Raw genomic sequence first — 21,834 nt, forward strand, 5'->3', positions numbered from 1 at the left:
GCTCAGTGTCCTGGCTGGCCGGCTGCCGACGGCTCTACCGGCGCTACGAACGCAAGGCTGAACACTTCATCACCTTCGTCGGCATAGCCGCAGCCCTCATCGGCTACCGCCGGTTGATCCGGTGAGTCGGTCGGTCGGGAGCGACAGTCGGCCGGCGGTGTCAGTGACAATTCGTAGGGTGCGCTGGTATTCGACGAGGAGGTTCCATGGGCTTTTCAGGTCATCTGGTCTTTGCGCACAGCGAGCGCCCGCTGTTGGAAGCACCCCTGTTCAACAGCACCGGTCCAGGGAGGAGGGACGACGTGCACGAGTGGCAGCCACGACCGGGCGGCTGGCAGACCCTGCAGTTGGGACAAGGCATCTGGGAGGACGAATACCTGTCCACTTTGGTCGAGTGGACTGATGCACCGGCTTGCGTCGCCGATGTCGCCGACAGCAGTGTTGCCCTCGTGACCGGTCTGGACACCCAGGGGCACCGCTGGCAGGCATGGCTCAACCTGGACAACGCTGCTGCCCTCCTCGTCGAGGAACCCGAGGATGTGGATGACGTGAACCTGTGGATGGCCACCCCCGAGTTCGAAGAAGCCATCGGGCACAAGCGCGGAGAGCTCGATGCGGAGGTGTCGGCCGACGCCGAAGGTGCTCTCGCGTGGGCTTCAACGGCTGGTGTCCAGGCCGCGGCGAAGCAGCCTCGGATTGAGGAACTGCTGCGCGCGAGGGAGACATTCGTGGAGGAGCTGTTCGACTCGCTGCTAGACGAACTGGGCTTCCCTGAAACCGCCCACTCCGCCCAGCAACCATAAAAAACGACGTCTAAGTCGGCAGCGGCCCGGGGCGCGGGCCTACGATCCCGGCGTGGACCCCTATGCGCCCGTGCCCCCGTCGCCCCCGTCCCCTCCCCCCGTCGCGCGTCCCTGGTGGCGGCGGCCGGGGTTCGTCGTCATGGGAGTGCTGGTGGTGTTCGGGGGCGGGCTCCTGCTGTTCGGCGATCCGTCCGGAGGACCGGAAAGGGGTGTCGGCGAGGCGAAGGGAAGTGGTCGGCCGGAGGCGTCCGCCGCTCCCTCCTCCGCCGTGGCCACGCGTGCTCCCTCCGCGTCTCCGACGCCCGCCGAGCCCCCGGACCTCGTGGGCAAGGTGCTCAAGGAAGCGCGGGGGGTCGCGGACGGGGCCGGGTACGACGTCGTGACGCACGACGCCTCCGACCGGGACGACGGGCAGTGGGACGCGGACGGGTGGAAGGTGTGCTTCCAGACGGCGGGCGGGCAGCGGGGTGGGGGCCGGCCCGTGCTCGACCTCGGGGTGGTGCGCGTCGAGTCGCCCTGTCCCGCGGCGGACGGCGAGAAGGTCACCTGGCCGACGATGCCGGACGTCGCCGGGGCGGCCTTCGTACGGGCCGGGGAGATGCTGGAGGCGGTCGGGGTGAGGAAGGTGCGGCCGGAGAGCGTCTACACCGACGTCACGCTGCCCGCCGACCCGAGCGCGTGGCGGGTCTGCTTCCAGGATCCCGCGCCGGGCAGGGAGATCGAGAACCCGCAGTACGCGACCGCCTACCTCAAGCTCGCCCCGCCGGACGCCGCCTGCCCCGAGGAGCCGTACGCCCGGCTGCGGCCCGAGCCGACGCCCTAGCCGCCCGGCGGCATCATGCCCGCCCCGCCCTTGAGGCGTTCGATGTCCGAGGCGCGGACCTGGATGACGACGAGGGCGATCAGGGCGGCCACCGCGGCGAAGATCGCGGCCGTGACGAAGCCCGCCGAGACGCCCGAGGTCAGCACCTGGTCGCTCCAGGGCGGCGGGAGCTGGCCGGTCTCGGCGAAGCGGGCCTTCTCCAGGGGGCCCGCCTGGGAGAGGAAGGCGGGGACCTGCTTCTCCGCCTCGTTGCGGCTGGCGGTGCCGAAGACCGTGACCAGGATCGACAGGCCCAGCGATCCGCCGACCTGCTGCATGGCGTTGAGCAGGCCGGACGCGGCGCCCGAGTCGCGCGGTTCGACGTTGGAGAGCGCCATGATGGTCAGCGAGACGAACATCAGGCCCATGCCCATGCCGAAGACCAGGATCGGGCCGAGGATGCTCCCCAGGTAGGTGGAGTCCACCTGCGTCAGGGTCAGCCAGGCGAGGCCCGCGGCGGCGAGGACCGAGCCCGTCACCATGAAGGGCTTCGGGCCGTACCGGGGCAGCAGGTTGGACGTGAGGCCGGCGCCGACCGCGATGATCGCGCTGACCGGCAGGAACGCGAGACCCGCCTTCAGCGGGCTGAAGCCGAGGACCTGCTGCACGAAGAGCGTGAGGAAGAAGAACATGCCGAAGATGGCCGCCGCCAGGCACAGCATGATGGCGTAGGTGCCCGAGCGGTTGCGGTCGGCGAACATGCGCAGCGGGGTGATCGGCTGCTGGGAGCGGCGCTCGACCAGGATGAACGCGGCCAGGAAGACGACCGCCGCGACGAACGAGCCGATCGTGTACGGATCGCGCCAGCCCTCCTGGGCGGCCCGGATGAACCCGTACACCAGGGCCACCATGCCGAGCGTGGAGGTGAGCGCGCCGGTGAGGTCGAAGTGGCCGGGGCGCGGCTCCGACTCCTTGACGTGCCGGGGCGTCAGGAAGGCGATGAGCAGGGCGATGGGCACGTTGACGAAGAAGATCCAGCGCCAGTCGAGCCACTGGACGAGCATGCCGCCGGCCACCAGGCCGATCGCGCTGCCGCCGGCCGAGACGGCGGCGAACACGCCGAAGGCGCGGTTGCGTTCGGGGCCCTCGTCGAAGGTCGTGGTGATGAGGGAGAGCGAGGTCGGCGAGGCGATGGCGCCGCCGACTCCCTGGAGGGCTCGGGCGGCGAGGAGTTGCCACTCGCTCTGGGCCAACCCGCAGAAGAGGGAGGCCAGTCCGAAGAGCAGCACGCCGAACATGAAGACGCGGCGGCGCCCCAGGATGTCGCCGAAGCGGCCGCCGAGGAGGAGCAGGCCGCCGAAGGTGAGCGTGTAGGCGTTGACGACCCAGGCCAGGCTGGTGGTCGAGAAGCCGAGGGCGCTCTGGATGTGCGGGAGCGCGATGTTCACGATCGTGATGTCGAGGACGACCATCAGTTGGCAGGAGGCGATCACGAACAGGGCGATGCCCTTGCCGTCTCCTCCGCCTCCACGGGGTGCGGTCACCGTGGGAGTCGTCGGCTTCGGGGTGCTAGGCATGAGCGTTCATGGCGCGTAACGCCCTCACGGGAGGGAGCCGTGGGCCGGCCGGCCCACTTTTTCGACCCTAAGCCCGGTCCGGAAGGCCGACCAGTCGATCAAGCGTGCGCGGGCCCGTCCAGGACCGCGAAGCCGTCCAGCTCCACCAGGGCCTGCTCGTCCCAGAGGCGCACGACTCCGATCACGGCCATCGCGGGGTAGTCACGGCCCGCCAGTCTCCGCCAGACGCCGCCCAGTTCGCGGGCGTGGGCGCGGTAGTCCTCGACGTCGGTGGCGTAGACGGTGACCCGGGCGAGGTCGGCGGGGGTGCCGCCGGCGTGGCGCAGGGCGGTGAGGAGGTTGGCGAGGGCGGTGGTGAACTGCTCGGTGAGGGTCTCCCCCACGACCGTGCCGTCGGAGTCGAGCGCGGTCTGTCCGGCGAGGAAGACGAAGCGGGTGCCGGTGGCGGTGACCGCGTGGCTGAAGCCGGTGGGCGGGGCGAGGTCGGCGGGGTTGTGGCGGTGCAGGCTCACGGGGCCGGCTCCTTCCGGTCGGGGATCCGTCCCCGCTCCTCGTGGTGGCGGGCGTACAGGTCCCTGGCGATGATCGTGCGCTGGACCTCGGTGGCCCCCTCGTAGATCCGGGGCGCGCGGACCTCGCGGTAGAGGTGTTCCAGGAGGTGGCCGCGCTGGAGGGCGGCGGCGCCGTGCAACTGGACGGCGGAGTCGACGACGTACTGGGCGGTCTCGGTCGCGAGGAGCTTGGCCATGGCGGAGCGCCGGGGCACGTCCGGGTCGCCCCGGTCGTACGCGCTCGCCGCCGCGTGGACGAGGAGGCGGGCGGCCTCGGTACGGGTGGCCATCTCGGCGATCCGGTGCGAGACGGCCTGGAGGTCGGCGAGGACGCCGCCGAAGGCGGGGCGGTCGGCGGTGTGGGCGAGGGCCGCGTCGAGGGCGGCCTGGGCCATGCCGACGGCGAAGGCGCCGACGCTGGGGCGGAAGAGGTTCAGGGTGTGCATGGCGACCCGGAAGCCCCGGTCGGGGGCGCCGAGGAGGTCGTCGGGGCCGACGGGCACGCCGTCGAAGGTGAGGGTGCCGAGCGCGTGCGGGGCGAGCATGTCGAGCGGTTCGCCGCCGAGGCCGGGGCGGTCGGCGGGGACGAGGAAGGCGGTGACGCCCCGGGAGCCGGCGCCGGGGGTGGTGCGGGCGAAGACGGTGGCGAAGTCGGCCTCGGGGGCGTTGGAGATCCAGCGCTTCTCGCCGTGCAGGCGCCAGCCGCCGCGTCCGTCGGGGACGGCGTCGAGGGCGAGCGCGGCGGCGTCGGAGCCGGCGCCCGGCTCGGAGAGCGCGAAGGCGGCGACGGCCCGTCCGGCGGTGGCTCCGGGGAGCCAGCGGGCGCGCTGGGCGGGGGTGCCGAAGGCGGCGACGGGGTGGGTGCCGAGGCCCTGGAGGGCGAGGGCGGTCTCGGCCTCGGTGCAGACCCGGGCGAGGGACTCGCGCAGGAGGCAGAGGTCGAGGGCGCCGGCGTCGAAGAGGCGGGAGAGGAGTCCGAGGTCGCCGAGGGCGGCGACGAGGGGGCGGTTGACCCGGCCGGGTTCGCCCCGCTCGGCGAGGGGCTTCAGGTGCTCGGCGGCGAGGGTGCGGAGCTCCGCACACCAGGTGGTCTGTTCCGTGTCGAGCGAGAATGCGGGCATGCGGGCCCTCTCCGGCGCCCTCGGGCGCCCTCGTCGCAGCGCCGCCTTACGGCGCCTCCGTCCCGGCACCGTCCATCGGTGCCTCCGTCCCGGCGCCGCCTCCCGGCGCCCTCGTACCGGCGCGCGGTGGCGCCCCGGCCGGGGTGCGTCCCGGCGTCTCCGTTCCGGCGCCTCAGGGCGCCCACGCACCAACGCCTTCCTGCGCCTCGGCCCCGACGCCCGTCGGCGCCCGGGTCCGGGCACCTTCCGGCGTCCCCGCCCCGGCGCCTCCCGGCACCCCCGCACCGACGTCTTCCGGCCTCCCCGCCCCGGCGTTTCCCGGCGCCTCCGTCCCGGCGCACTGCCGTGCCCTTCTCCCGGCACCTCCCGGCGCCTCCGTCCCGCCGCCTTACGACCGCTCCGTGACCCCGCCCCCGGGCGCCCCCCTTCCCGCGCCTCCCGGCGCCCTTGTCGCGGACCGTTGACTGTCGTCACCATCACGATACGCTCGTGGAGCGACGGGCGACCCCACCACGACAGGGGGACGGACTCATGGAGCTGACACCCTCGGCCCACCTCGACACGTTCGCCCGTGACCGGCTGCCGCCGCCGGAGCAGTGGCCCGGGATGCTCTTCGACCTCCCGGAGCTCGCGTACCCCGACCGGCTCAACTGCGGGACGGAACTCCTCGACCGCGCGGTGGAACGTTTCGGCGCCGACCGGCCCGCCTTCCACGACGGCGACGGCGGGACCTGGAGCTACGGGGAGCTGCGGGACCGGGTCGACCGGGCGGCCCACGTCCTCACCGCCGACCTGGGGCTCGTGCCCGGCAACCGGGTCCTCCTGCGCGGACCGACCACCCCCTGGCTGGCCGCCTGCTGGCTCGCCGTGATGAAGGCCGGCGGGGTCGCCGTCACCGTTCTGGCCCAGCAGCGCGCCCCCGAGCTGGCCGTCATGGCGGACGCGGCCCGCTGCACCCACGCGCTCTGCGACGCCCGCTCCCTCGACGAGCTCCTCGCGGCCCGGATCCCCGGGCTCCGGATCACCCCGTTCGGCGGGGACGGACCGGACGACCTGCTCGCCCTCGCCGCCCGTCACCACGCCCCGTACGAGGCGGTGCCGACCGCCGCCGACGACGTGGCCCTCGTCGCCTTCACCTCCGGCACCACCGGCCGCCCCAAGGGCTGCGTCCACTTCCACCGGGACGTCCTGGCCGTCGCCGACACCTTCTCCGCCCACGTGCTGCGCCCGCTGCCCGACGACGTCTTCGCCGGTTCCCCGCCGCTCGCCTTCACCTTCGGCCTCGGCGGGCTCGTCGTCTTCCCCCTGCGCGCCGGGGCGAGCGCGGTCCTCCTCGAACAGGCCGGTCCGAAACAGCTCCTCGCGGCGATCGAGCGGCACCGGATCTCGGTGCTCTTCACCGCCCCGACCGCCTACCGGGTCATGCTCGACGAACTGGCCCAGGGCATCGCCCCGGACACCGGCTCGCTGCGCCGCTGCGTCTCCGCCGGCGAGAACCTGCCGGAGGCGACCTGGCGGTCCTGGTACGCCCGCACGGGCCTGCGCCTGATCAACGGCATCGGCTCGACCGAGCTGCTGCACATCTTCCTCTCGGCCGCCGACGGCGACATCCGCCCCGGCACCACCGGCCGCCCGGTCCCCGGCTGGCGGGCCAGGATCGTCGACCGGGAGGGCCGGGAGGTCCCGGACGGCCGGGAGGGGCTGCTCGCGGTGCGCGGCCCGGTCGGCTGCCGCTATCTGGACGACCCCCGCCAGGCGGAGTACGTGCGGAACGGCTGGAACGTCACGGGCGACACGTACGTCCGCGAACCCGACGGCTGGTTCCGGTACGTCTCCCGCGCCGACGACATGATCATCTCGGCCGGGTACAACATCGCGGGGCCCCAGGTCGAGGAGGTCCTCCTCGACCACCCCGACGTGGTGGAGACGGCCGTGGTGGGCCGCCCCGACGAACTGCGCGGCCAGGTCGTCGTGGCGTACGCGGTGGTACGGGACGGGGTGCCGCGCGACGCGAGCACGGCCGCCGCGCTGCGGGCCTTCGTGCGCGCCCGCCTCGCCCCGTACAAGTCGCCCCGCGAGGTCGTCTTCCTGGACGCGCTGCCGCGCACGGCGACGGGCAAGCTCCAGCGCTTCCGGCTCCGGGAGGCGGTGTGACCGGGTGTCCGGCGGCGTCCGCGCCCGCACTCCCGCCCGTACCCCCGTCCGTGTCCGTGCCCGGTGCGACCCCGCCTGACGTGTGCACATCCGCCGCGCCCACCGCCTAAAGTGATCACGTGGCCGAGCAGCACACCCCCCGATCCCTGATCGTCTCCCTCTACGGCGCGTACGGGCGCACGTCCGACGGCTCGCCGGTGCCGGTGGCCGGGCTCGTCCGGCTGCTCGCCGCCGTCGGCGTGGACGCGCCCTCCGTGCGCTCCTCGGTGTCGCGGCTCAAGCGGCGCGGCCTGCTGCTGCCGCGCCGCACGGCGGACGGGGCCGCCGGATACGCCCTCTCCGAGGACGCCCGCCGGCTCCTGGACGACGGCGACCGCCGGATCTACGCCCGGAGCGAGCCGAAGCTGTCCGAGGGCTGGGTCCTGGCCGTCTTCTCGGTGCCCGAGGCCGAGCGCCACAAGCGCCACCTGCTGCGCTCCCGGCTCGGCCGCCTCGGCTTCGGCACGGCGGCGCCGGGCGTCTGGATCGCGCCCGCGCGCCTGTACGAGGAGACCCGCAACACCCTGGAGCGCCTGGGGCTCTCCCCGTACGTGGACCTCTTCCGGGGCGACCACCTGGGGTACGCGGCGACGGCGGAGGCGGCGGCCCGCTGGTGGGACCTGCCGGCCATCGCCGCCCTCCACGAGGAGTTCCTGAGGGTCCACGAGCCGGTCCTGCGGGCCCGGCGGAAGGACCCGGGCGACCCCGGGGACGCCTACCGGGACCACCTCCTCGCCCTCGACTCCTGGCGCCGCCTCCCGTACGCCGACCCGGTCCTCCCGGCGGAGCTGCTCCCCGACGACTGGCCGGGCCGCCGCTCGGCGGAGGTCTTCGCCGCCCTGCACGAGCTGCTGCGGGACCGGGGCGCGGAGTTCGTACGGCCCTTCCTGGCCGGGGGCGGGGAGTAGGGGACCGGGCGCGTCAGCCGAGGGCCGCCGCCAGCGGGTGGGACGCGACCATCAGGACCACGCCGAGCCGGTGCGGCGGGCTCATCGGGCCTCCTCGGTGAACTCCCAGGGCGCGGCGGGACGCGCGTACGGGAGGCGGTCGTCGGGCGGCAGGACGGTCCGGGCGAAGGCCGGGTCCGCGGCGAGGGCCGCCAGGTCGGTGCGGACGGCGACGGACGGCAGCCCCGCCGCCCGCAGCTCGGCCAGCCACGCGTCCGTCGTGCGGGTCCGCAGCCGCTCCCCCACCGTGGCGGTGCCGGTGGCGCCGACGGTCCGGGCCACCTCCCGGGGCAGGGCCCGCGCCTCGGCCCCCAGGTACAGCAGGCCGTCGGCGGTGGGCAGCGGGCGGTCGAGCGGGGAGAGCGCGACGCGCCGGGCCGGGCGCGGGACCAGGGCCGCGGCGGAGAGCAGCGGCGAGGCCGCCGTGGACCTGGGCCAGGTAGTCGGTGCCGATCGGCGGGACCGGGCCGGGGGCGGTGCCGAATCCGGAGGCGGAGGCGTCGACGTCCCAGCGGGGGCACGCGGTCAGGGTGCCGAGGGTGCGGTCGAGGAGTTCCCCGGCCACCGCCCGGGCGGTGCGGGTGGCGGCGGACGCCGTCCGGGGCGCGGCCTCCTGGTACAGGCTCATGGGCGCCGACCGCCCTGCCCGCCTCGCTGCATCGTGCCCTCTCCCGGGGTCGGAACGATCTTTCCGCCGGAGAGAACAGCGGGAGGGCGACCGGAGGCACGGCGGCGGCGCCGCTTCATCCCGAACGGGGAGGGTTCGCAGGGTTGTTTGACCGGTTCTGCCGGACGGTTCTCGCCGGACAGGCCCTAGTCGCGGCGGCCGGTGGGCGGGCGGCGGCTGCCCGCGCGGTACGGGGCCGGCCAGGGGGCCGCCGGGCCCTCGTAGCCCTGTTCGGCCGCCGCGTGGAGGGTCCAGTGGGGGTCGTAGAGGTGGGGTCGGGCGAGGGCGCAGAGGTCGGCGCGGCCGGCCAGGAGGAGGGAGTTGACGTCGTCCCAGGAGGAGATCGCGCCGACCGCGATCACGGGGACGCCGGTCTCGTTGCGGATGCGGTCGGCGTACGGGGCCTGGTAGGAGCGGCCGTGGGCGGGGGTCTCGTGGGGGACGACCTGGCCGGTGGAGACGTCGATCGCGTCGGCGCCGTGCGCGGCGAGGGCGCGGGCGATCGTGACGGCGTCCTCGGCGGTCGTGCCGCCCTCGGCCCAGTCGGTGGCCGAGATCCGGACGGTGAGGGGCCGGTCGTCGGGCCACGCCTCCCGTACCGCGTCGAGGACTTCGAGGGGGAAGCGGAGGCGCCCTTCGAGGTCGCCGCCGTAGGCGTCGGTGCGGTGGTTGGTGAGCGGGGAGAGGAAGCCGGAGAGCAGGTAGCCGTGGGCGGCGTGGAGTTCGAGGAGGTCGAAGCCGCTGCGGGCGGCGCGCCGGGCGGCGGCCGTGAACTCCTCGCGCACGGCGGTGAGTCCGGTGCGGTCGAGGGCGGTGGGGGTCTGGTTGACGCCGGGCCGGTACGGGAGGGGCGAGGCGGCGACGAGGGGCCAGTTGCCCTCGGGCAGCGGCCGGTCGATCCCCTCCCACATGCGCCGGGTGGAGCCCTTGCGGCCGGAGTGGCCGAGCTGGACGCCGAGCGCGGCGCCGGGCGCGCTCGTGTGGACGAAGTCGGTGATCCGGCTCCAGGCGGCGGCCTGTTCGTCGGTCCAGAGGCCGGTGCAGCCGGGGGTGATGCGGCCGGTGGGGCTCACGCAGACCATCTCGGTCATGACGAGTCCGGCGCCGCCGAGGGCCCTGGACCCCAGGTGGACGAGGTGGAAGTCGCCGGGAACGCCGTCCTGCGCGACGTACAGGTCCATGGGGGAGACCACGATCCGGTTGCGCAGGGTCAGTCCGCGCAGGCGGAAGGGGGTGAACATGGGCGGGGTGCCGGGCGGGCAGCCGAAGTCGTCCTCGACGGTGGCGGTGAAGGCGGGGTCGCGCAGGCGCAGGTTGGCGTGGGTGACGCGGCGGCTGCGGGTGAGGAGGTCGAAGGCGAAGCGGCGGGGCGGCCGGTCGACGCGGTCCGCGAGCTCCTCGAACCAGTGGAGGCTGGCGGCGGCCGCGCGCTGGGTGGAGGCGACGGCGGGGCGGCGCGCGGCCTCGTAGGCGGCCAGGGCCTCGTCCGTGGTGCGGTGGGCGTCGAGGTTGTCGGCGAGGGCGAGGGCGTCCTCGACGGCCAGTTTGGTGCCGGAGCCGATGGAGAAGTGCGCGGTGTGGGCGGCGTCGCCGATGAGGACGGTGTTGCCGTACGACCAGCGGTCGTTGACGACCGTGCGGAAGGCGGTCCAGGCGGAGTTGTTGGCGCGCAGCCTCCGGCCGCCGAGCGTCCCGGCGAAGAGCTCGGCGCAGCGGGCGGCGGATCCGGCCTCGTCGAGCACGTGGAGGCCGGCGGCGCGCCAGACCTCCTCGCGGGCCTCGACGATGACGGTGGAGGAGCCGGACTCGTAGGGGTAGGCGTGGAGTTGCAGCACGCCGTGGCCGGTCTCGGCGGTCTCGAAGCGGAAGGCGTCGAGGGCGAAGTCGGCGGCGAGCCAGATGTAGCGGCAGCGGTGGGTGGTGATCCGGGGGCGGAAGTGCGCGGCGTACGCCTGGCGGGTGCGGCTGTGGACGCCGTCGGCGGCGACGACCAGGTCGTTCCCGGCGGCCAGTTCGGCGGCGGGCGGGGCCTCGGCGCGGAAGCGGAGCCGTACGCCGAGGTCGGCGCAGCGGGCGTGCAGGATCTCCAGGAGCCGGCGGCGGCCGAGGGCGGCGAAGGCGTGGCCGGTGGAGGTGGTGCGCCGGCCCCGGTGGACGACGTCGATGTCCTCCCAGCGGACGAGTTCGCGGTCGAGCGCCGCGTACACGACGGGGTCGGCGTCCCGGATCCCGCCGAGGGTCTCGTCGGAGAGGACGACGCCGAAGCCGAAGGTGTCGGTGGGCGCGTTCCGCTCCCAGACGGTGACCTCGCGCCGGGGGTCGCGCCGCTTGAGCAGGGCGGCGGCGTAGAGCCCGCCGGGGCCGCCGCCGACGACGGCGATGCGGGAGGGGGACGCGGGGCGGGGCCCGCCCGGGGCCCCTCGGGCGGTTACCGGCCCCGCCACTTCGGGGGCCTCTTCTCGGTGAAGGCGGCGTGGAACTCGGCGTAGTCCTCGCCGTGCATCAGGAGGGCCTGGGTGGCCGCGTCCAGTTCGACCGAGGCGGCCAGGGGCATGTCGAGTTCGGCGGTGAGCAGGGCCTTGGTCTGGGCGAGGGCGAGCGCGGGGCCGTCGGCGAGGCGGCGGGCGAGGGCGGCGGCGCGGATGTCGGCGGCGCCCTCGTCGGTGAGTTCGCTCAGGAGGCCGATGCGCTCGGCCTCGGCGGCGTGGACGGGTTCGCCCAGCATGAGGAGCCGGGTGGCGTGGCCGAGGCCGACGACCCGGGGCAGCAGGTAGGCGGCGCCCATGTCGCCGCCGGAGAGTCCGACCCGGGTGAAGAGGAAGGCGAAGCGGGTGGTGGGGTCGGCGATCCGGAAGTCGGCGGCGAGGGCGAGGACCGCCCCGGCGCCCGCGGCGACGCCGTGCAGGGCCGCGACGACGGGGAAGGGGCATTCGCGCAGGGCGCGGACGACCTGGCCGGTCATCCGGTTGAAGTCGAGGAGCCGGGCGGTGTCGAGGGAGAGGGTGGCGCCGATGATCTCGTCCACGTCGCCGCCGGAGCAGAAGCCGCGGCCCTCGCCGCCGAGGACGAGGGCGCGGACGGTCCGCTCGCGGGAGAGCTCGGCGAGGAGGTCGCGCAGGTCGGCGTAGGCGCCGAAGGTGAGGGCGTTGAGTCGGGCGGGCCGGGCGAGGGTGACGGTGGCGACGCCCTCGTCGACGTCCAGGCGCAGGTGGCGCCAGCGGGCGGTGCGGGACGCGGAGCCGGTGAAGGGACTCATCCGGAACGGCCTCCTTCCTCCGCCCGGAGGGTATCACCGTTTCGTAACCGTCGTCACGAGCACGCGACAGGCCTGTCCACAGGGCCTCGCGCGGGGGGTACGGAAGACCTTCCCGGACGGGGAGACAGGGGGGTGCGGAAGACCTCCCCGGACGGGGGAAGGAGGTGCGGAAGTCCTCCCCGGGTGGGGAGGGGGTGCCCTGGGGAAGGCGCCGCCCCTTCCGTAGGGTCGGAAGCAGGACGTCCCGGAGCCCCTCCGCTCCCCCTCCATCCGCCCCTCACCGGCGAAGGAAACCTGCCTCCCATGCCCGGAACCATCGCCCCCACCGGCTCGCCCGCCGCCCGGCGCGTCCGGCTGCCGCACACGACCGCCGCCGTCCCGATCGCCCGCGCCCTCGTCCGCGACGCCCTCGCCGGCACCGCGCCCGACGAGGTCGACACGGCGGAGCTGCTCACCGCCGAGCTCGTCGCCAACGCCGTCCGGCACACCGCGGGGCGGGGGCCCGTCGAGCTGGTCGTCGAGCCGCGCACGGCGTCCGGCGACTGCCGGGTCGAGGTCCACGACCCGGAGCCCGGCCGGGTCGTCCACCCCGACCCGGACGCCGGGGTCGACCCCTGGCAGGAGCACGGCCGCGGCCTCCTCCTGGTCCGGGCGCTCAGCAGCGACTGCGGCCACCGCCCGACCGCGCACGGCAAGGCGGCCTGGTTCACGCTCCCGGCGGCACCGGACCGGGAGCACCCTCCGACGGCGTGACGAGCCGCGAGTTGCGGCGCCCGTAGACCGCGTAGAGCAGTCCGCCCGCGAGCAGGAAGACCGCGAACTGCAGCCAGGTCGTCCAGCCCGTGCCCCAGATCAGGTACAGGCAGAAGCCGATGCCGAGCACCGGGCTCAGCGGGAAGAGCGGCACCCGGAAGGAGCGCGGCAGCTCGGGGGCGCGGCGGCGCAGCACCATCACGGCGAGGTTGACGACCGCCATGACGGCGAGGGTGCCGATGGTGGTCAGGTCGACGACCACGTCGAGCGGGGCGAAGGCGGCCGGCACGGCGAAGACGGCGGCCACGATCCAGGTGTTGGCGACGGGGGTCGAGGTCTTCGGGGAGACCCGCTCGAAGACCCGGGGGACGAGTCCGTCGCGGGACATCGACATCAGGATGCGGGTCTGGCCGTACATCACGGCGAGGACGACGGAGGCGATGGCGACGACCGCGCCGAAGGCGATGACCCCGCCGCCGATCGACGAGCCGGTGACCTCGTCCACGACGACCGAGAGGGCGGCCGGGCTGTTCGCGACGGCGTCGGCGCCGAGCGCCCCGATCGCGGAGAGCGCGACCGCGCAGTAGAGCAGGGTGACGATCCCGATGCAGACGAGGATGGCGATCGGGACGTTGCGGCGCGGGTTCTTCACCTCCTCGCCGGCCGTGGTGATCGCGTCGAAGCCGATGTACGAGAAGAAGGCCACGGAGGCGCCGGCGGTGATGCCGCCGAGGCCGCTGCCCGTGAACGGCGAGAGGTGCCCGTCCTGGAAGGCGGAGAAGCCGACGGCGCAGAAGACGATCAGGATGCCGATCTTGAGGACGGCCATGGCGGCGGTCGCCCGGGCGCTCTCCCGGACCCCGCGCACGAGCAGGGTCGCGGCGAGCAGGATCACGACCACGGCGGGCAGGTTGACCGCGCCGCCCTCGCCCGGCCCGGCGGAGAGCGCGGCGGGCAGGTGCCATCCGGTCAGGCTCTCCAGGAGCTCGTTGAGGTACTGGCTCCAGCCGACCGCGACCGCGGAGACGGACACGCCGTACTCCAGGAGCAGGCACCAGCCGACGAGGAAGGCGGCCCGCTCGCCGAGGCTCGCGTAGGCGAAGGAGTACGAGGAGCCCGAGACCGGGATCGCGCTGCCCAGCTCCGCGAAGGAGAAGGCGGTGAAGACGCAGGTGATCGCGGCGAGCACGAAGGAGACCACGACGGCGGGGCCGGCCTCGGCGACGCTGTCGGAGAGGCCGACGAAGATGCCGGTGCCGACGATCGCGCCGACGCCGAAGCAGACGAGCTGGAAGAGGCCCATGGTGCGTCGGAGGCCGTGGCCCTCCAGGTCGGCGCCGGACTCGGCGATGAGCTGCTGCGGCGTTTTGATCCGCGCGGCGGACGGGGTCATGCGGGGTTCTCGTTTCTGGTGCGTGCACGCGTGAGGGGGGTCCGGGCTACCAGCCCGAACCCCCCTGAACCGTGCGATCGTAAACCGCACCGCGCATATTCACCCAATCGGGCGCAATGCTATGCCGCGGAACCGGAACCGGGACCGGAACCAGAACCGGGACCGGAGTCAGGACCGGCCCCCGTCGCCGCTCCCGTCCCCGTCGCCGCCCCCGTCCCCGTCCCCGTCCCCGCCATCGTCGCGACCAGGACCGCCTTGATGGTGTGCATCCGGTTCTCGGCCTGGTCGAAGACGACCGAGTGCGCCGACTCGAAGACCTCGTCGGAGACCTCCAGCTCGGTCAGGCCGTGCCGGGCGTGGATGTCGCGGCCGACGGCGGTGCCCAGGTCGTGGAAGGCGGGCAGGCAGTGCAGGAACCGGACGTCCGGGTTCCCGGTGGCGCGCAGCACGTCCATGGTCACGGAGTACGGGGCGAGGGCGGCGATCCGCTCGTCCCAGACCTCCTTGGGCTCGCCCATGGAGACCCACACGTCGGTGGCCACGAAGTCGGCGCCCCGGACCCCCTCCGCCACGTCCTCGGTGAGGGTGACGGTGGCGCCGCTCTTCTCGGCGAGCTCGCGGGCCCGCTCGACGACCTCCCCGGCCGGCCAGTACGTCTTCGGAGCGACGATCCGGACGTCCATGCCGAGCAGGGCGCCGGTGACGAGGTAGGAGTTGCCCATGTTGAAGCGGGCGTCGCCGAGGTAGGCGAAGGCGACCCGGTCCAGCGGCTTGTCCGTGTGCTCGGTCACGGTGAGCACGTCGGCGAGCATCTGGGTGGGGTGCCAGTCGTCGGTGAGGCCGTTGAAGACGGGCACGCCCGCGAAGGCGGCGAGCTCCTCGACCGCGGCCTGGCTGTCCCCCCGGTACTCGATGCCGTCGAACATCCGGCCGAGGACGCGGGCCGTGTCCTTGACGGACTCCTTGTGGCCCATCTGGGAGCCCGAGGGGTCCAGGTAGGTCGTGGAGGCGCCCTGGTCGGCGGCGGCGACCTCGAAGGCGCAACGGGTGCGGGTCGAGGTCTTCTCGAAGATCAGGGCGATGTTCCGGCCGCGCAGCCGCCGCACCTCCGCGCCCGCCTTCTTGGCGGCCTTCAGCTCGGCGGCGAGCGCGACCAGACCGCGGAACTCCTCGGCGGTGAAGTCCAGCTCCTTGAGGAAGTGGCGGCCGATGAGGTCTGTGGCCATGGGTCGCGCTCCTGTGGGTACGGTCGGGGACGGCGATCGGGGACCTTGGAAGTCTATACGCACTTCAACATTTATATACAGCCCCCTCCTCGCGCCCTTCTCGACGCCGGGGTCCCTCAGACGGCGTCCCGCTCCACCGGACAGCTCATGCAGCGCGGGCCGCCCCTCCCCCGGCCCAGCTCGCTGCCGGGGATCTCGATCACCTCGATGCCCTGCTTGCGCAGGTGCGTGTTGGTGGTGACGTTCCGCTCGTACGCGACGACCACCCCCGGCTCCACGGCGAGCACGTTGCACCCGTCGTCCCACTGCTCGCGCTCGGCCGCGTGCACGTCCTGGGTGGCGGTGAGGACCCGGATCTCCGGCAGGCCCAGGGCCGCCGCGACGGCGTCGTGCATCCGCTCCGGCGGGTGGTCGCTCACCCGCAGGGGCTGCCCCGCGTCCCCCGGCTCGATCGTGTACGAGCGGAGCATGCCGAGCCCCGCGTACTGGGTGAACGTGTCCTGGTCCACCATCGTCATCACCGTGTCCAGGTGCATGAACGCGCGCCGCTTCGGCATGTCGAGCGCGACGATCGTGCGCGCCGAACCGGCCGCGAACATGCCCCGGGCCAGCATCTCCACCGCCTGCGGGGTGGTGCGCTCGCTCATCCCGATGAGCACGGCGCCGTTGCCGATGACCAGGACGTCCCCGCCCTCGATCGTCGACGGGTAGTCCGCCTGCCCCTCCGACCAGTGGTGGAAGGGGCCCGCCCCGGGCCCGGTGAAGAGCGGGTGGTGCTTGTAGATCGCCTCGAAGTGGACCGTCTCGCGCTGCCGGGCCGGCCAGCGCATGGCGTTGATGGAGACGCCGTCGTAGATCCAGGCCGAGGTGTCCCGGGTGAAGAGGTGGTTGGGCAGCGGGCCGAGGAGGAAGTCGTCCAGGTCGAGGGCGTGGAAGCGGACCGAGGTCGGCTCCCGGTGCGCCGCCAGGAACTCCCGCTTCGTCATCCCGCCGACGAGCACCTCGCCGAGCGCGACGGCGTCGAGCGAGTCGAAGGCCGCCCGCAGGTGGTCGGTGGCGAGCGGACCGTACTCCTTCTCGTCGAAGACCCGGTCCAGGACGAGCGCGCGGGCGGCCGGCACCTCGAGCGACTCGCTCAGGAGGTCCGCGAAGAGGTGCACCTCCACCCCCCGGTCGCGCAGCACGTCGGCGAAGCCGTCGTGCTCCTGCCGGGCTCGCCGCACCCAGAGGACGTCGTCGAAGAGGAGCGCGTCCTTGTTGGTCGGGGTGAGCCGCTTCAGCTCCAGGTCGGGGCGGTGGAGGATGACGCGGCGCAGCCGCCCGGTCTCGGAATCGACGTGGAATCCCATGGGTCCATCCTGACGGAGGGGGGCCGCCGGGGCCCGTGTTTCGGTGCGGGAGGCGGCGGGCGCGGTCGCGGCGGGCGCGGTGCGTGCGGCGGTACGCCCCCTCCCCCGGTCCGGGGCGTCGGGCCGTCCCCCCGCGACGGCCCGACGCCGGTCCGTGATCCCCCGTCGGCTCCCCCGCCCTCAGACCGCCGGTTCGCCGTACGGCTCCGGCTCCGGCTCCGGCAGCGGCTCCGGCAGCGGTGGCGCGGTCCTGCGCGGCACGTGGAACCAGGCGGTCCCGTTGGTCCCGTCGGCCGCCCCGGACCGGACGCGGACCGGCCGGTAGTGGGCCGGTTCCACGTACCGCCCGCCCTCGGCGACCACGTTCCCGTACAGCCAGTCGGAGACGACGACGAGCAGGTCGACGTCGGGCGACTCCGCCATGATCCGCCGGGCCGGGGCGCTGTCGCAGAGCCGGGCGGCGAGGTCGACCGCCCGTCCGGCGAGCCCGTGCCCCCGCGCGTCCCGGGCGACGAGCCCGGCGTCCATGCCGATCCGCAGCCGCAGCCGCCGGACGCGGCCCGCGTTGTGGGCGCGCAGGCTCTCGTGGAGGGTGTCGATCCACCGCCCGACCATGAGGGACGGCGGCACGCCGGGACGCAGGGCGGCGAGGACGCCGTCGCCGCGGTCCTCCCGGTGGTACGTGCCGGGTTCGACGCCGACGGAAGCGTACGCCTCGTCGAAGGCGGCGTACAGCGCCGTGCGGCGCGGTTCCCTCCCGGCCGGGTCCGGACTCCCGGAGCCGCAGACGCCGCCGAGGACGACGAACCGGTGGATCCCGCCCGCGACCGCGCTCCCCGCCCCGTTCGCTCCCGCACTGCTCACTCGGACTCCCTCGCGACGCCCCGGCGCCGACCGCAGGGGCACGTCGTCCGCCTTGCCGCGCAAGGGGATTGACGTCCCGCCACATGACGAGGTGAAGAACGCTAGGAGGTGCGGAAGAAACGCGTCAACGAGCACGGGGGGCGCAGGGGAGCGCCGCTCCGGACACCCCTGCGCCCCCGCCGGAACGGTCCGGTGGGGGCGGGGGGCGGGGGGAGGAGCGCGGGCGGGGCCGGGCCCCGGGACCTGGTCTCGGCCCCCGGTCTCAGAGCCTCGGGTCGACCGGCTCCGACTCCAGGGCGAGGACCGCGAAGACGGCCTCGTGGACCCGCCAGAGCGGTTCGCCGTCCGCGAGCCGGTCGAGCGCCTCCAGGCCGAGCGCGTACTCGCGCAGGGCGAGGGACCGCTTGTGGCCGAGGAAGCGCTGCCGCAGCCGCTCCAGGTTCTCCGGGCGGGTGTACTCGGGACCGTAGACGATCCGCAGGTACTCCCGGCCGCGGACCTTCACGCCCGGCTGGACGAGCCGGCCCTTCCCGTCGCGGACCAGCGCCGCCAGCGGCTTGACGACCATGCCCTCGCCGCCCGCGCCGGTCAGCTCCAGCCACCAGTCGACGCCGGCGCGGACCGAGGCCTCGTCGCCGGTGTCGACGACGAGCCGGCGGGTGACCCGGACGAGGCCGGTCGGATCGTGCTCCACGAGCCGGTCGAGCCACGCGAGCTGCTCGTCGTGCGGCACGGCCGCGAGCGAGCGCCCGCGCGCCGCCAGGAGCTGGAAGGGCGCGAACCGCACGCCCTCCAGGCCCTCGGTCGGCCAGCAGTACCTGCGGTAGGCGGCCGTGAAGGCCGCCGCGTCCACCGCCCGCTCCCGCTGCCGGTCGAGCAGCCCGCCGACCCCTTCGACCCCGCGCTCGGCCGCCCGCCGCAGGGCCTCGACCGCGCCGGGCAGCACCGCGCCCGAGGCGGCGCCGACGGCCGCGTACTGCGCGCGGAGCAGACCGGCCGACTTGAGCGACCACGGCATCAGCTCGCCGTCGAGCAGCAGCCAGTCCGTGTCGAGCTCCTCCCAGAGTCCGGCGGCCCCGATGGCCGCCCGCAGCCGTGCGAGGACCTCCTCGGTGACGGCGGCGTCGTCGAAGAAGGGGCGTCCGGTACGGGTGTGCAGGGCGCCCGTCACCCCGTCGGCGCCGAAGCGCTCGCGGGCCGCGTCGGCGTCCCGGCACACCAGGGCCACGGCCCGGGAGCCCATGTGCTTCTCCTCGCACACGACCCGTGCGACGCCGTCGGCCCGGTACTGGGCGAAGGCCTCGGCCGGGTGCTCCAGGTAGCCCTCCTCCTTGGAGGTGGCGGTCGGCGCCATGGTCGGCGGCAGGTGGGCGAGCAGGCGCGGGTCGACCGCGAACCGGCTCATGACCTCCAGGGCCGCCGCCGCGTTCTCCTCGCGCACGGCGACGTTGCCGTGGTGCCGGGTCTCCACCGTCCGCCGCCCGTGCACGTCGGCCAGGTCCAGGGGGCGCCCCTGGTGCCCGCCGGGCGCGGCGGTCGCGAGCGGCCGGGCCGGCTCGTACCAGACCCGCTCGGCCGGTACGTCGACGAGCTCGCGCTCCGGCCAGCGCAGCGCGGTCATCCGCCCGCCGAAGACGGCCCCGGTGTCGAGGCAGAGGGTGTTGTTGATCCAGGAGGTGTTCGGCACGGGGGTGTGTCCGTAGACGACGGTGGCCCGGCCCCGGTACTCCTCCGCCCACGGGTAGCGCACGGGCAGCCCGAACTCGTCGGTCTCGCCGGTGGTGTCCCCGTACAGCGCGTGCGAGCGCACCCGGCCGGAGGTGCGGCCGTGGTACTTCTCCGGCAGTCCGGCGTGGCAGACGACGAGGTCGCCGCCGTCGAGGACGTAGTGGCTGACGAGCCCGTCGACGAACTTCTCCACCTCGGCCCGGAACTCCGCGCTCTCGCCCTCCAACTGCTCGATGGTCTCGGCCAGTCCGTGGGTCCGCTGGACCTTGCGGCCCTTCAGCCAGCGGCCGAGCTTGTTCTCGTGGTTGCCGGGGACGCACAGGGCGTCGCCGGAGGCCACCATGGACATCACGCGGCGCAGGACGCCCGGGGAGTCGGGGCCCCGGTCGACGAGGTCGCCGACGAAGACCGCCGTGCGCCCCTCGGGGTGGTGCCCGTCGACGTAGCCGAGCTTGCCGAGCAGGGTCTCCAGCTCGGAGCTGCAGCCATGGACGTCGCCGACGACGTCGAAGGGGCCGGTGAGGTGGCGCAGGTCGTTGAAGCGGCGCTCCAGGACGACCTCGGCGGCCTCGACCTCCTCGACGGACCGCAGCACGTGGACCTTGCGGAAGCCCTCGCGCTCCAGGCCCCGCAGCGAACGCCGCAGCTCGCGGCGGTGGCGCTGGATCACGTGCGCGGGCATGCCGGCCCGGTCGGGGCGGGCCGCGTTCCGTTCGCGGCACACCTGCTCGGGCAGGTCGAGGACGATCGCGATCGGCAGCACGTCGTGCGTCCTGGCCAACCGCACGAGCTGCCGCCGCGCCTCCTGCTGGACGTTGGTGGCGTCGACGACGGTGAGCCGTCCGGCGGCCAGGCGCTTGCCGGCGATGTGGTGGAGGACGTCGAAGGCGTCCCGGCTGGCGGACTGGTCGTTCTCGTCGTCGGCGACGAGGCCCCGGCAGAAGTCGGAGGAGACGACCTCGGTGGGCTTGAAGTGGCGCCGCGCGAAGGTGGACTTGCCGGAGCCGGTGGCGCCGACGAGCACGACGAGGGAGAGGTCGGTGACGGGCAGGACCCGGCGTGCGGCGGTGGTGTCGGTGACGGCGGTCATGCCTGCCCCTCCTTCTCGTTCTCGTCGTCTCCGGTGGCGGTGCGGGTGAAGACGGCCATCTGGGTGGGCGGTCCGACCTCGGGGTCGTCGGGGCCGACGGGGGTGAACCCGGCCTCGTACCCGTACTCCTCCGCCACCCGGGCCGCCCAGCTCCGGAACTCCTCGCGGGTCCACTCGAAGCGGTGGTCGCTGTGCCGGACGCGCCCGGCGGGCAGGGTCTCCCAGCGCACGTTGTACTCGACGTTCGGCGTGGTCACGAGGACCGTACGGGGCCGGGCCGAGCCGAACACCGCGTACTCCAGGGCCGGCAGCCTCGGCAGGTCCAGGTGCTCGATCACCTCGCTGAGCACGGCCGCGTCGTAGCCGGTCAGCCGCTTGTCGGTGTACGCGAGGGAGCCCTGCACCAGGGTCACGCGGGCGGCCTGCCGCTCCCCCATCCGGTCGAGCCGCAGCCGGCGCGCGGCGACGGTCAGGGCGCGGACGGACACGTCGACGCCGACGACCTCGGTGAAGCGCGGGTCCTTGAGCAGGGCCTGCACCAACTGGCCCTGTCCGCAGCCCAGGTCGAGCACGCGCGCCGCCCCGGCCCCGCGCAGCGCGGACAGGATCGCGTCCCGCCGCCGCTGGGCGAGCGGCACCGGGCGCTCCTCGGTGTCGGTCGTCTCGTCGACGGCGTTGTCCACGTCCTCGACGTCCAGGCCCTCGGCCTCGGCGAGCCGGACCAGTTCGAGCCGCTCCGTCGCCTCCCGGGCCAGGCCCCGGCGGCGGGAGAGGTAGCGGTCCGTGATCAGCTTCCGCTCGGGGTGTCCGGCGAGCCAGCCGTCACCGGCGCGCAGCAGCTTGTCGACCTCGTCGGGCGCGACCCAGTAGTGCTTGGCGTCGTCGAGGACGGGCAGCAGGACGTAGAGGTGGTTGAGGGCGTCCGCGAGCCGCAGCTCGCCCTCCAGGACGAGGCGCACGTACCGCGAGTCGCCCCACTCGGGGAACTCGGCGTCCAGCACGACCGGTTCGGCCTCCACCGCGGACCAGCCCAGCGGACCGAACAGCGCGCGCACCAGGTCCGCGCCGCCCCGGGCGGGGAGCGCGGGGACCTCGATCCGCAGCGGCAGCGGCGCGGCGGCCCGCTCGGGCATCGCCTTGCAGTCGCCGTGCAGCGCGCTCTTGAAGACCTTGGCGAGCGCGACGGCGAGCAGCGAGGACGCGGCGTAGGGCCGGTCGTTCACGTACTGCGCGAGCGCGGAGTCCGGGGCGCCGCCCCGGCCCTTGCCCTTGCCACGGCGCACCAGCGCCACGGGGTCCACTTCCAGGAGGAGCGCCGCCGTGCACCGCTCGGCGCTCGCCTCGGGGTAGAGGACGTGCGCGGTGCCGTGCGAGGTCGGGAACGACTGCGCCCGCTCGGGATGCTTGTGCAGCAGGAAGCCGAGGTCGGTCGCGGGTCGCTCCGGGTTGCCGGTCGTACTGATCGTCAGGAACACGTCTTCGAGTATGGTGCGGCCCTCCCCCGCCCCACCAGG

16 protein-coding genes and 2 pseudogenes are annotated in these 21,834 nt (G+C 74.3%); 6 read left to right on the plus strand and 12 right to left on the minus strand.

Going from position 1 to position 21,834, the window contains the following annotated elements:
* Window positions 1-2: 2 nt before the first annotated feature.
* The 3 genes and pseudogenes from ACFYNX_RS29415 to ACFYNX_RS29425 all read left to right on the plus strand — a co-directional run.
* Window positions 3-125: pseudogene (locus ACFYNX_RS29415) on the plus strand (IS5/IS1182 family transposase); the annotation flags it as partial.
* Window positions 126-206: 81 nt separating this feature from the next.
* Entirely contained in the window at window positions 207-803 is a 597-nt protein-coding gene (locus tag ACFYNX_RS29420) for a hypothetical protein (RefSeq protein ID WP_388665663.1), read from the plus strand.
* Window positions 804-855: 52 nt separating this feature from the next.
* A complete protein-coding gene (locus ACFYNX_RS29425; protein WP_388665665.1) occupies window positions 856-1,626 on the plus strand; it encodes a hypothetical protein in 771 nt (256 codons plus the stop codon).
* On the opposite strand, the gene ACFYNX_RS29430 is transcribed toward ACFYNX_RS29425, so the two are convergent.
* The 3 genes from ACFYNX_RS29430 to ACFYNX_RS29440 form a co-directional block, all read right to left on the minus strand.
* Window positions 1,623-3,182: an MFS transporter gene (locus tag ACFYNX_RS29430; RefSeq protein WP_388665667.1), complete on the minus strand. Its 1,560-nt coding sequence runs from the start codon at window positions 3,180-3,182 to the stop codon at window positions 1,623-1,625. The genes ACFYNX_RS29425 and ACFYNX_RS29430 overlap by 4 nt on opposite strands.
* A gap of 98 nt (window positions 3,183-3,280) precedes the next feature.
* Complete coding sequence (locus tag ACFYNX_RS29435; protein ID WP_365541766.1) at window positions 3,281-3,694, minus strand: RidA family protein; 414 nt, start codon at window positions 3,692-3,694, stop codon at window positions 3,281-3,283.
* Window positions 3,691-4,854 carry an acyl-CoA dehydrogenase family protein gene (locus ACFYNX_RS29440; protein WP_388665669.1) on the minus strand — a complete coding sequence of 388 codons (1,164 nt, stop codon included), beginning with the start codon at window positions 4,852-4,854 and terminating at the stop codon, window positions 3,691-3,693. The genes ACFYNX_RS29435 and ACFYNX_RS29440 overlap by 4 nt, the downstream gene beginning before the upstream one ends.
* A 531-nt stretch (window positions 4,855-5,385) precedes the next feature.
* On the opposite strand from ACFYNX_RS29440, the gene ACFYNX_RS29445 reads away from it, so the two are divergent.
* Window positions 5,386-7,008, plus strand: a complete 1,623-nt coding sequence (locus ACFYNX_RS29445) for an AMP-binding protein (RefSeq protein WP_365541770.1) — start codon at window positions 5,386-5,388, stop codon at window positions 7,006-7,008.
* Between the two features lie 119 nt (window positions 7,009-7,127).
* Entirely contained in the window at window positions 7,128-7,955 is an 828-nt protein-coding gene (locus tag ACFYNX_RS29450; protein WP_388665671.1) for a PaaX family transcriptional regulator C-terminal domain-containing protein, read from the plus strand.
* Window positions 7,956-8,036: 81 nt separating this feature from the next.
* On the opposite strand, the gene ACFYNX_RS29455 is transcribed toward ACFYNX_RS29450, so the two are convergent.
* The 3 genes from ACFYNX_RS29455 to ACFYNX_RS29465 form a co-directional block, all read right to left on the minus strand.
* Complete coding sequence (locus ACFYNX_RS29455; RefSeq protein WP_388665673.1) at window positions 8,037-8,276, minus strand: hypothetical protein; 240 nt, start codon at window positions 8,274-8,276, stop codon at window positions 8,037-8,039.
* A 531-nt stretch (window positions 8,277-8,807) separates the two neighbouring features.
* Window positions 8,808-11,105, minus strand: coding sequence for a bifunctional salicylyl-CoA 5-hydroxylase/oxidoreductase (locus ACFYNX_RS29460; RefSeq protein ID WP_388665675.1), 2,298 nt, complete (start codon window positions 11,103-11,105; stop codon window positions 8,808-8,810).
* Complete coding sequence (locus ACFYNX_RS29465; protein ID WP_388665677.1) at window positions 11,090-11,917, minus strand: enoyl-CoA hydratase family protein; 828 nt, start codon at window positions 11,915-11,917, stop codon at window positions 11,090-11,092. The genes ACFYNX_RS29460 and ACFYNX_RS29465 overlap by 16 nt, the downstream gene beginning before the upstream one ends.
* A gap of 303 nt (window positions 11,918-12,220) precedes the next feature.
* On the opposite strand from ACFYNX_RS29465, the gene ACFYNX_RS29470 reads away from it, so the two are divergent.
* Complete coding sequence (locus ACFYNX_RS29470) at window positions 12,221-12,670, plus strand: ATP-binding protein (protein ID WP_388665679.1); 450 nt, start codon at window positions 12,221-12,223, stop codon at window positions 12,668-12,670.
* Here ACFYNX_RS29470 and ACFYNX_RS29475 read toward each other — a convergent pair.
* The 6 genes and pseudogenes from ACFYNX_RS29475 to ACFYNX_RS29500 form a co-directional block, all read right to left on the minus strand.
* On the minus strand, window positions 12,624-14,063 hold the full coding sequence (locus ACFYNX_RS29475) for an amino acid permease (RefSeq protein WP_365541782.1): 1,440 nt from the start codon (window positions 14,061-14,063) through the stop codon (window positions 12,624-12,626). The two genes, ACFYNX_RS29470 and ACFYNX_RS29475, sit on opposite strands and share 47 nt — an antisense overlap.
* Window positions 14,064-14,290: 227 nt before the next feature.
* Window positions 14,291-15,289: pseudogene (gene argF / locus ACFYNX_RS29480) on the minus strand (ornithine carbamoyltransferase); the annotation flags it as partial.
* A 116-nt stretch (window positions 15,290-15,405) separates the two neighbouring features.
* A complete protein-coding gene (locus tag ACFYNX_RS29485; protein ID WP_365541786.1) occupies window positions 15,406-16,638 on the minus strand; it encodes an arginine deiminase in 1,233 nt (410 codons plus the stop codon).
* Between the two features lie 180 nt (window positions 16,639-16,818).
* Window positions 16,819-17,502 (minus strand): hypothetical protein, encoded by a 684-nt coding sequence (locus ACFYNX_RS29490; RefSeq protein WP_388665682.1) that lies wholly within the window; start codon window positions 17,500-17,502, stop codon window positions 16,819-16,821.
* A gap of 262 nt (window positions 17,503-17,764) precedes the next feature.
* Window positions 17,765-20,320 carry a polynucleotide kinase-phosphatase gene (locus tag ACFYNX_RS29495; protein WP_388665684.1) on the minus strand — a complete coding sequence of 852 codons (2,556 nt, stop codon included), beginning with the start codon at window positions 20,318-20,320 and terminating at the stop codon, window positions 17,765-17,767.
* Entirely contained in the window at window positions 20,317-21,795 is a 1,479-nt protein-coding gene (locus ACFYNX_RS29500; RefSeq protein ID WP_388665686.1) for a 3' terminal RNA ribose 2'-O-methyltransferase Hen1, read from the minus strand. Before ACFYNX_RS29500 ends, ACFYNX_RS29495 begins: the two co-directional genes overlap by 4 nt.
* Window positions 21,796-21,834: the final 39 nt, after the last annotated feature.

Source organism: Streptomyces sp. NPDC007872, from assembly GCF_042868165.1.
Taxonomy (GTDB): Bacteria; Actinomycetota; Actinomycetes; order Streptomycetales; family Streptomycetaceae; genus Streptomyces.

Bases quoted from the DNA above. Each gene is read 5' to 3' on its own strand.
- ACFYNX_RS29420 (WP_388665663.1), top strand. From the start codon at position 207: ATGGGCTTTTCAGGTCATCTGGTCTTTGCGCACAGCGAGCGCCCGCTG.
- ACFYNX_RS29430 (WP_388665667.1), bottom strand. From the start codon at position 3,182: ATGCCTAGCACCCCGAAGCCGACGACTCCCACGGTGACCGCACCCCGT.
- ACFYNX_RS29440 (WP_388665669.1), bottom strand. From the start codon at position 4,854: ATGCCCGCATTCTCGCTCGACACGGAACAGACCACCTGGTGTGCGGAG.
- ACFYNX_RS29445 (WP_365541770.1), top strand. From the start codon at position 5,386: ATGGAGCTGACACCCTCGGCCCACCTCGACACGTTCGCCCGTGACCGG.
- ACFYNX_RS29465 (WP_388665677.1), bottom strand. From the start codon at position 11,917: ATGAGTCCCTTCACCGGCTCCGCGTCCCGCACCGCCCGCTGGCGCCAC.
- ACFYNX_RS29470 (WP_388665679.1), top strand. From the start codon at position 12,221: ATGCCCGGAACCATCGCCCCCACCGGCTCGCCCGCCGCCCGGCGCGTC.
- ACFYNX_RS29475 (WP_365541782.1), bottom strand. From the start codon at position 14,063: ATGACCCCGTCCGCCGCGCGGATCAAAACGCCGCAGCAGCTCATCGCC.
- ACFYNX_RS29485 (WP_365541786.1), bottom strand. From the start codon at position 16,638: ATGGGATTCCACGTCGATTCCGAGACCGGGCGGCTGCGCCGCGTCATC.
- ACFYNX_RS29495 (WP_388665684.1), bottom strand. From the start codon at position 20,320: ATGACCGCCGTCACCGACACCACCGCCGCACGCCGGGTCCTGCCCGTC.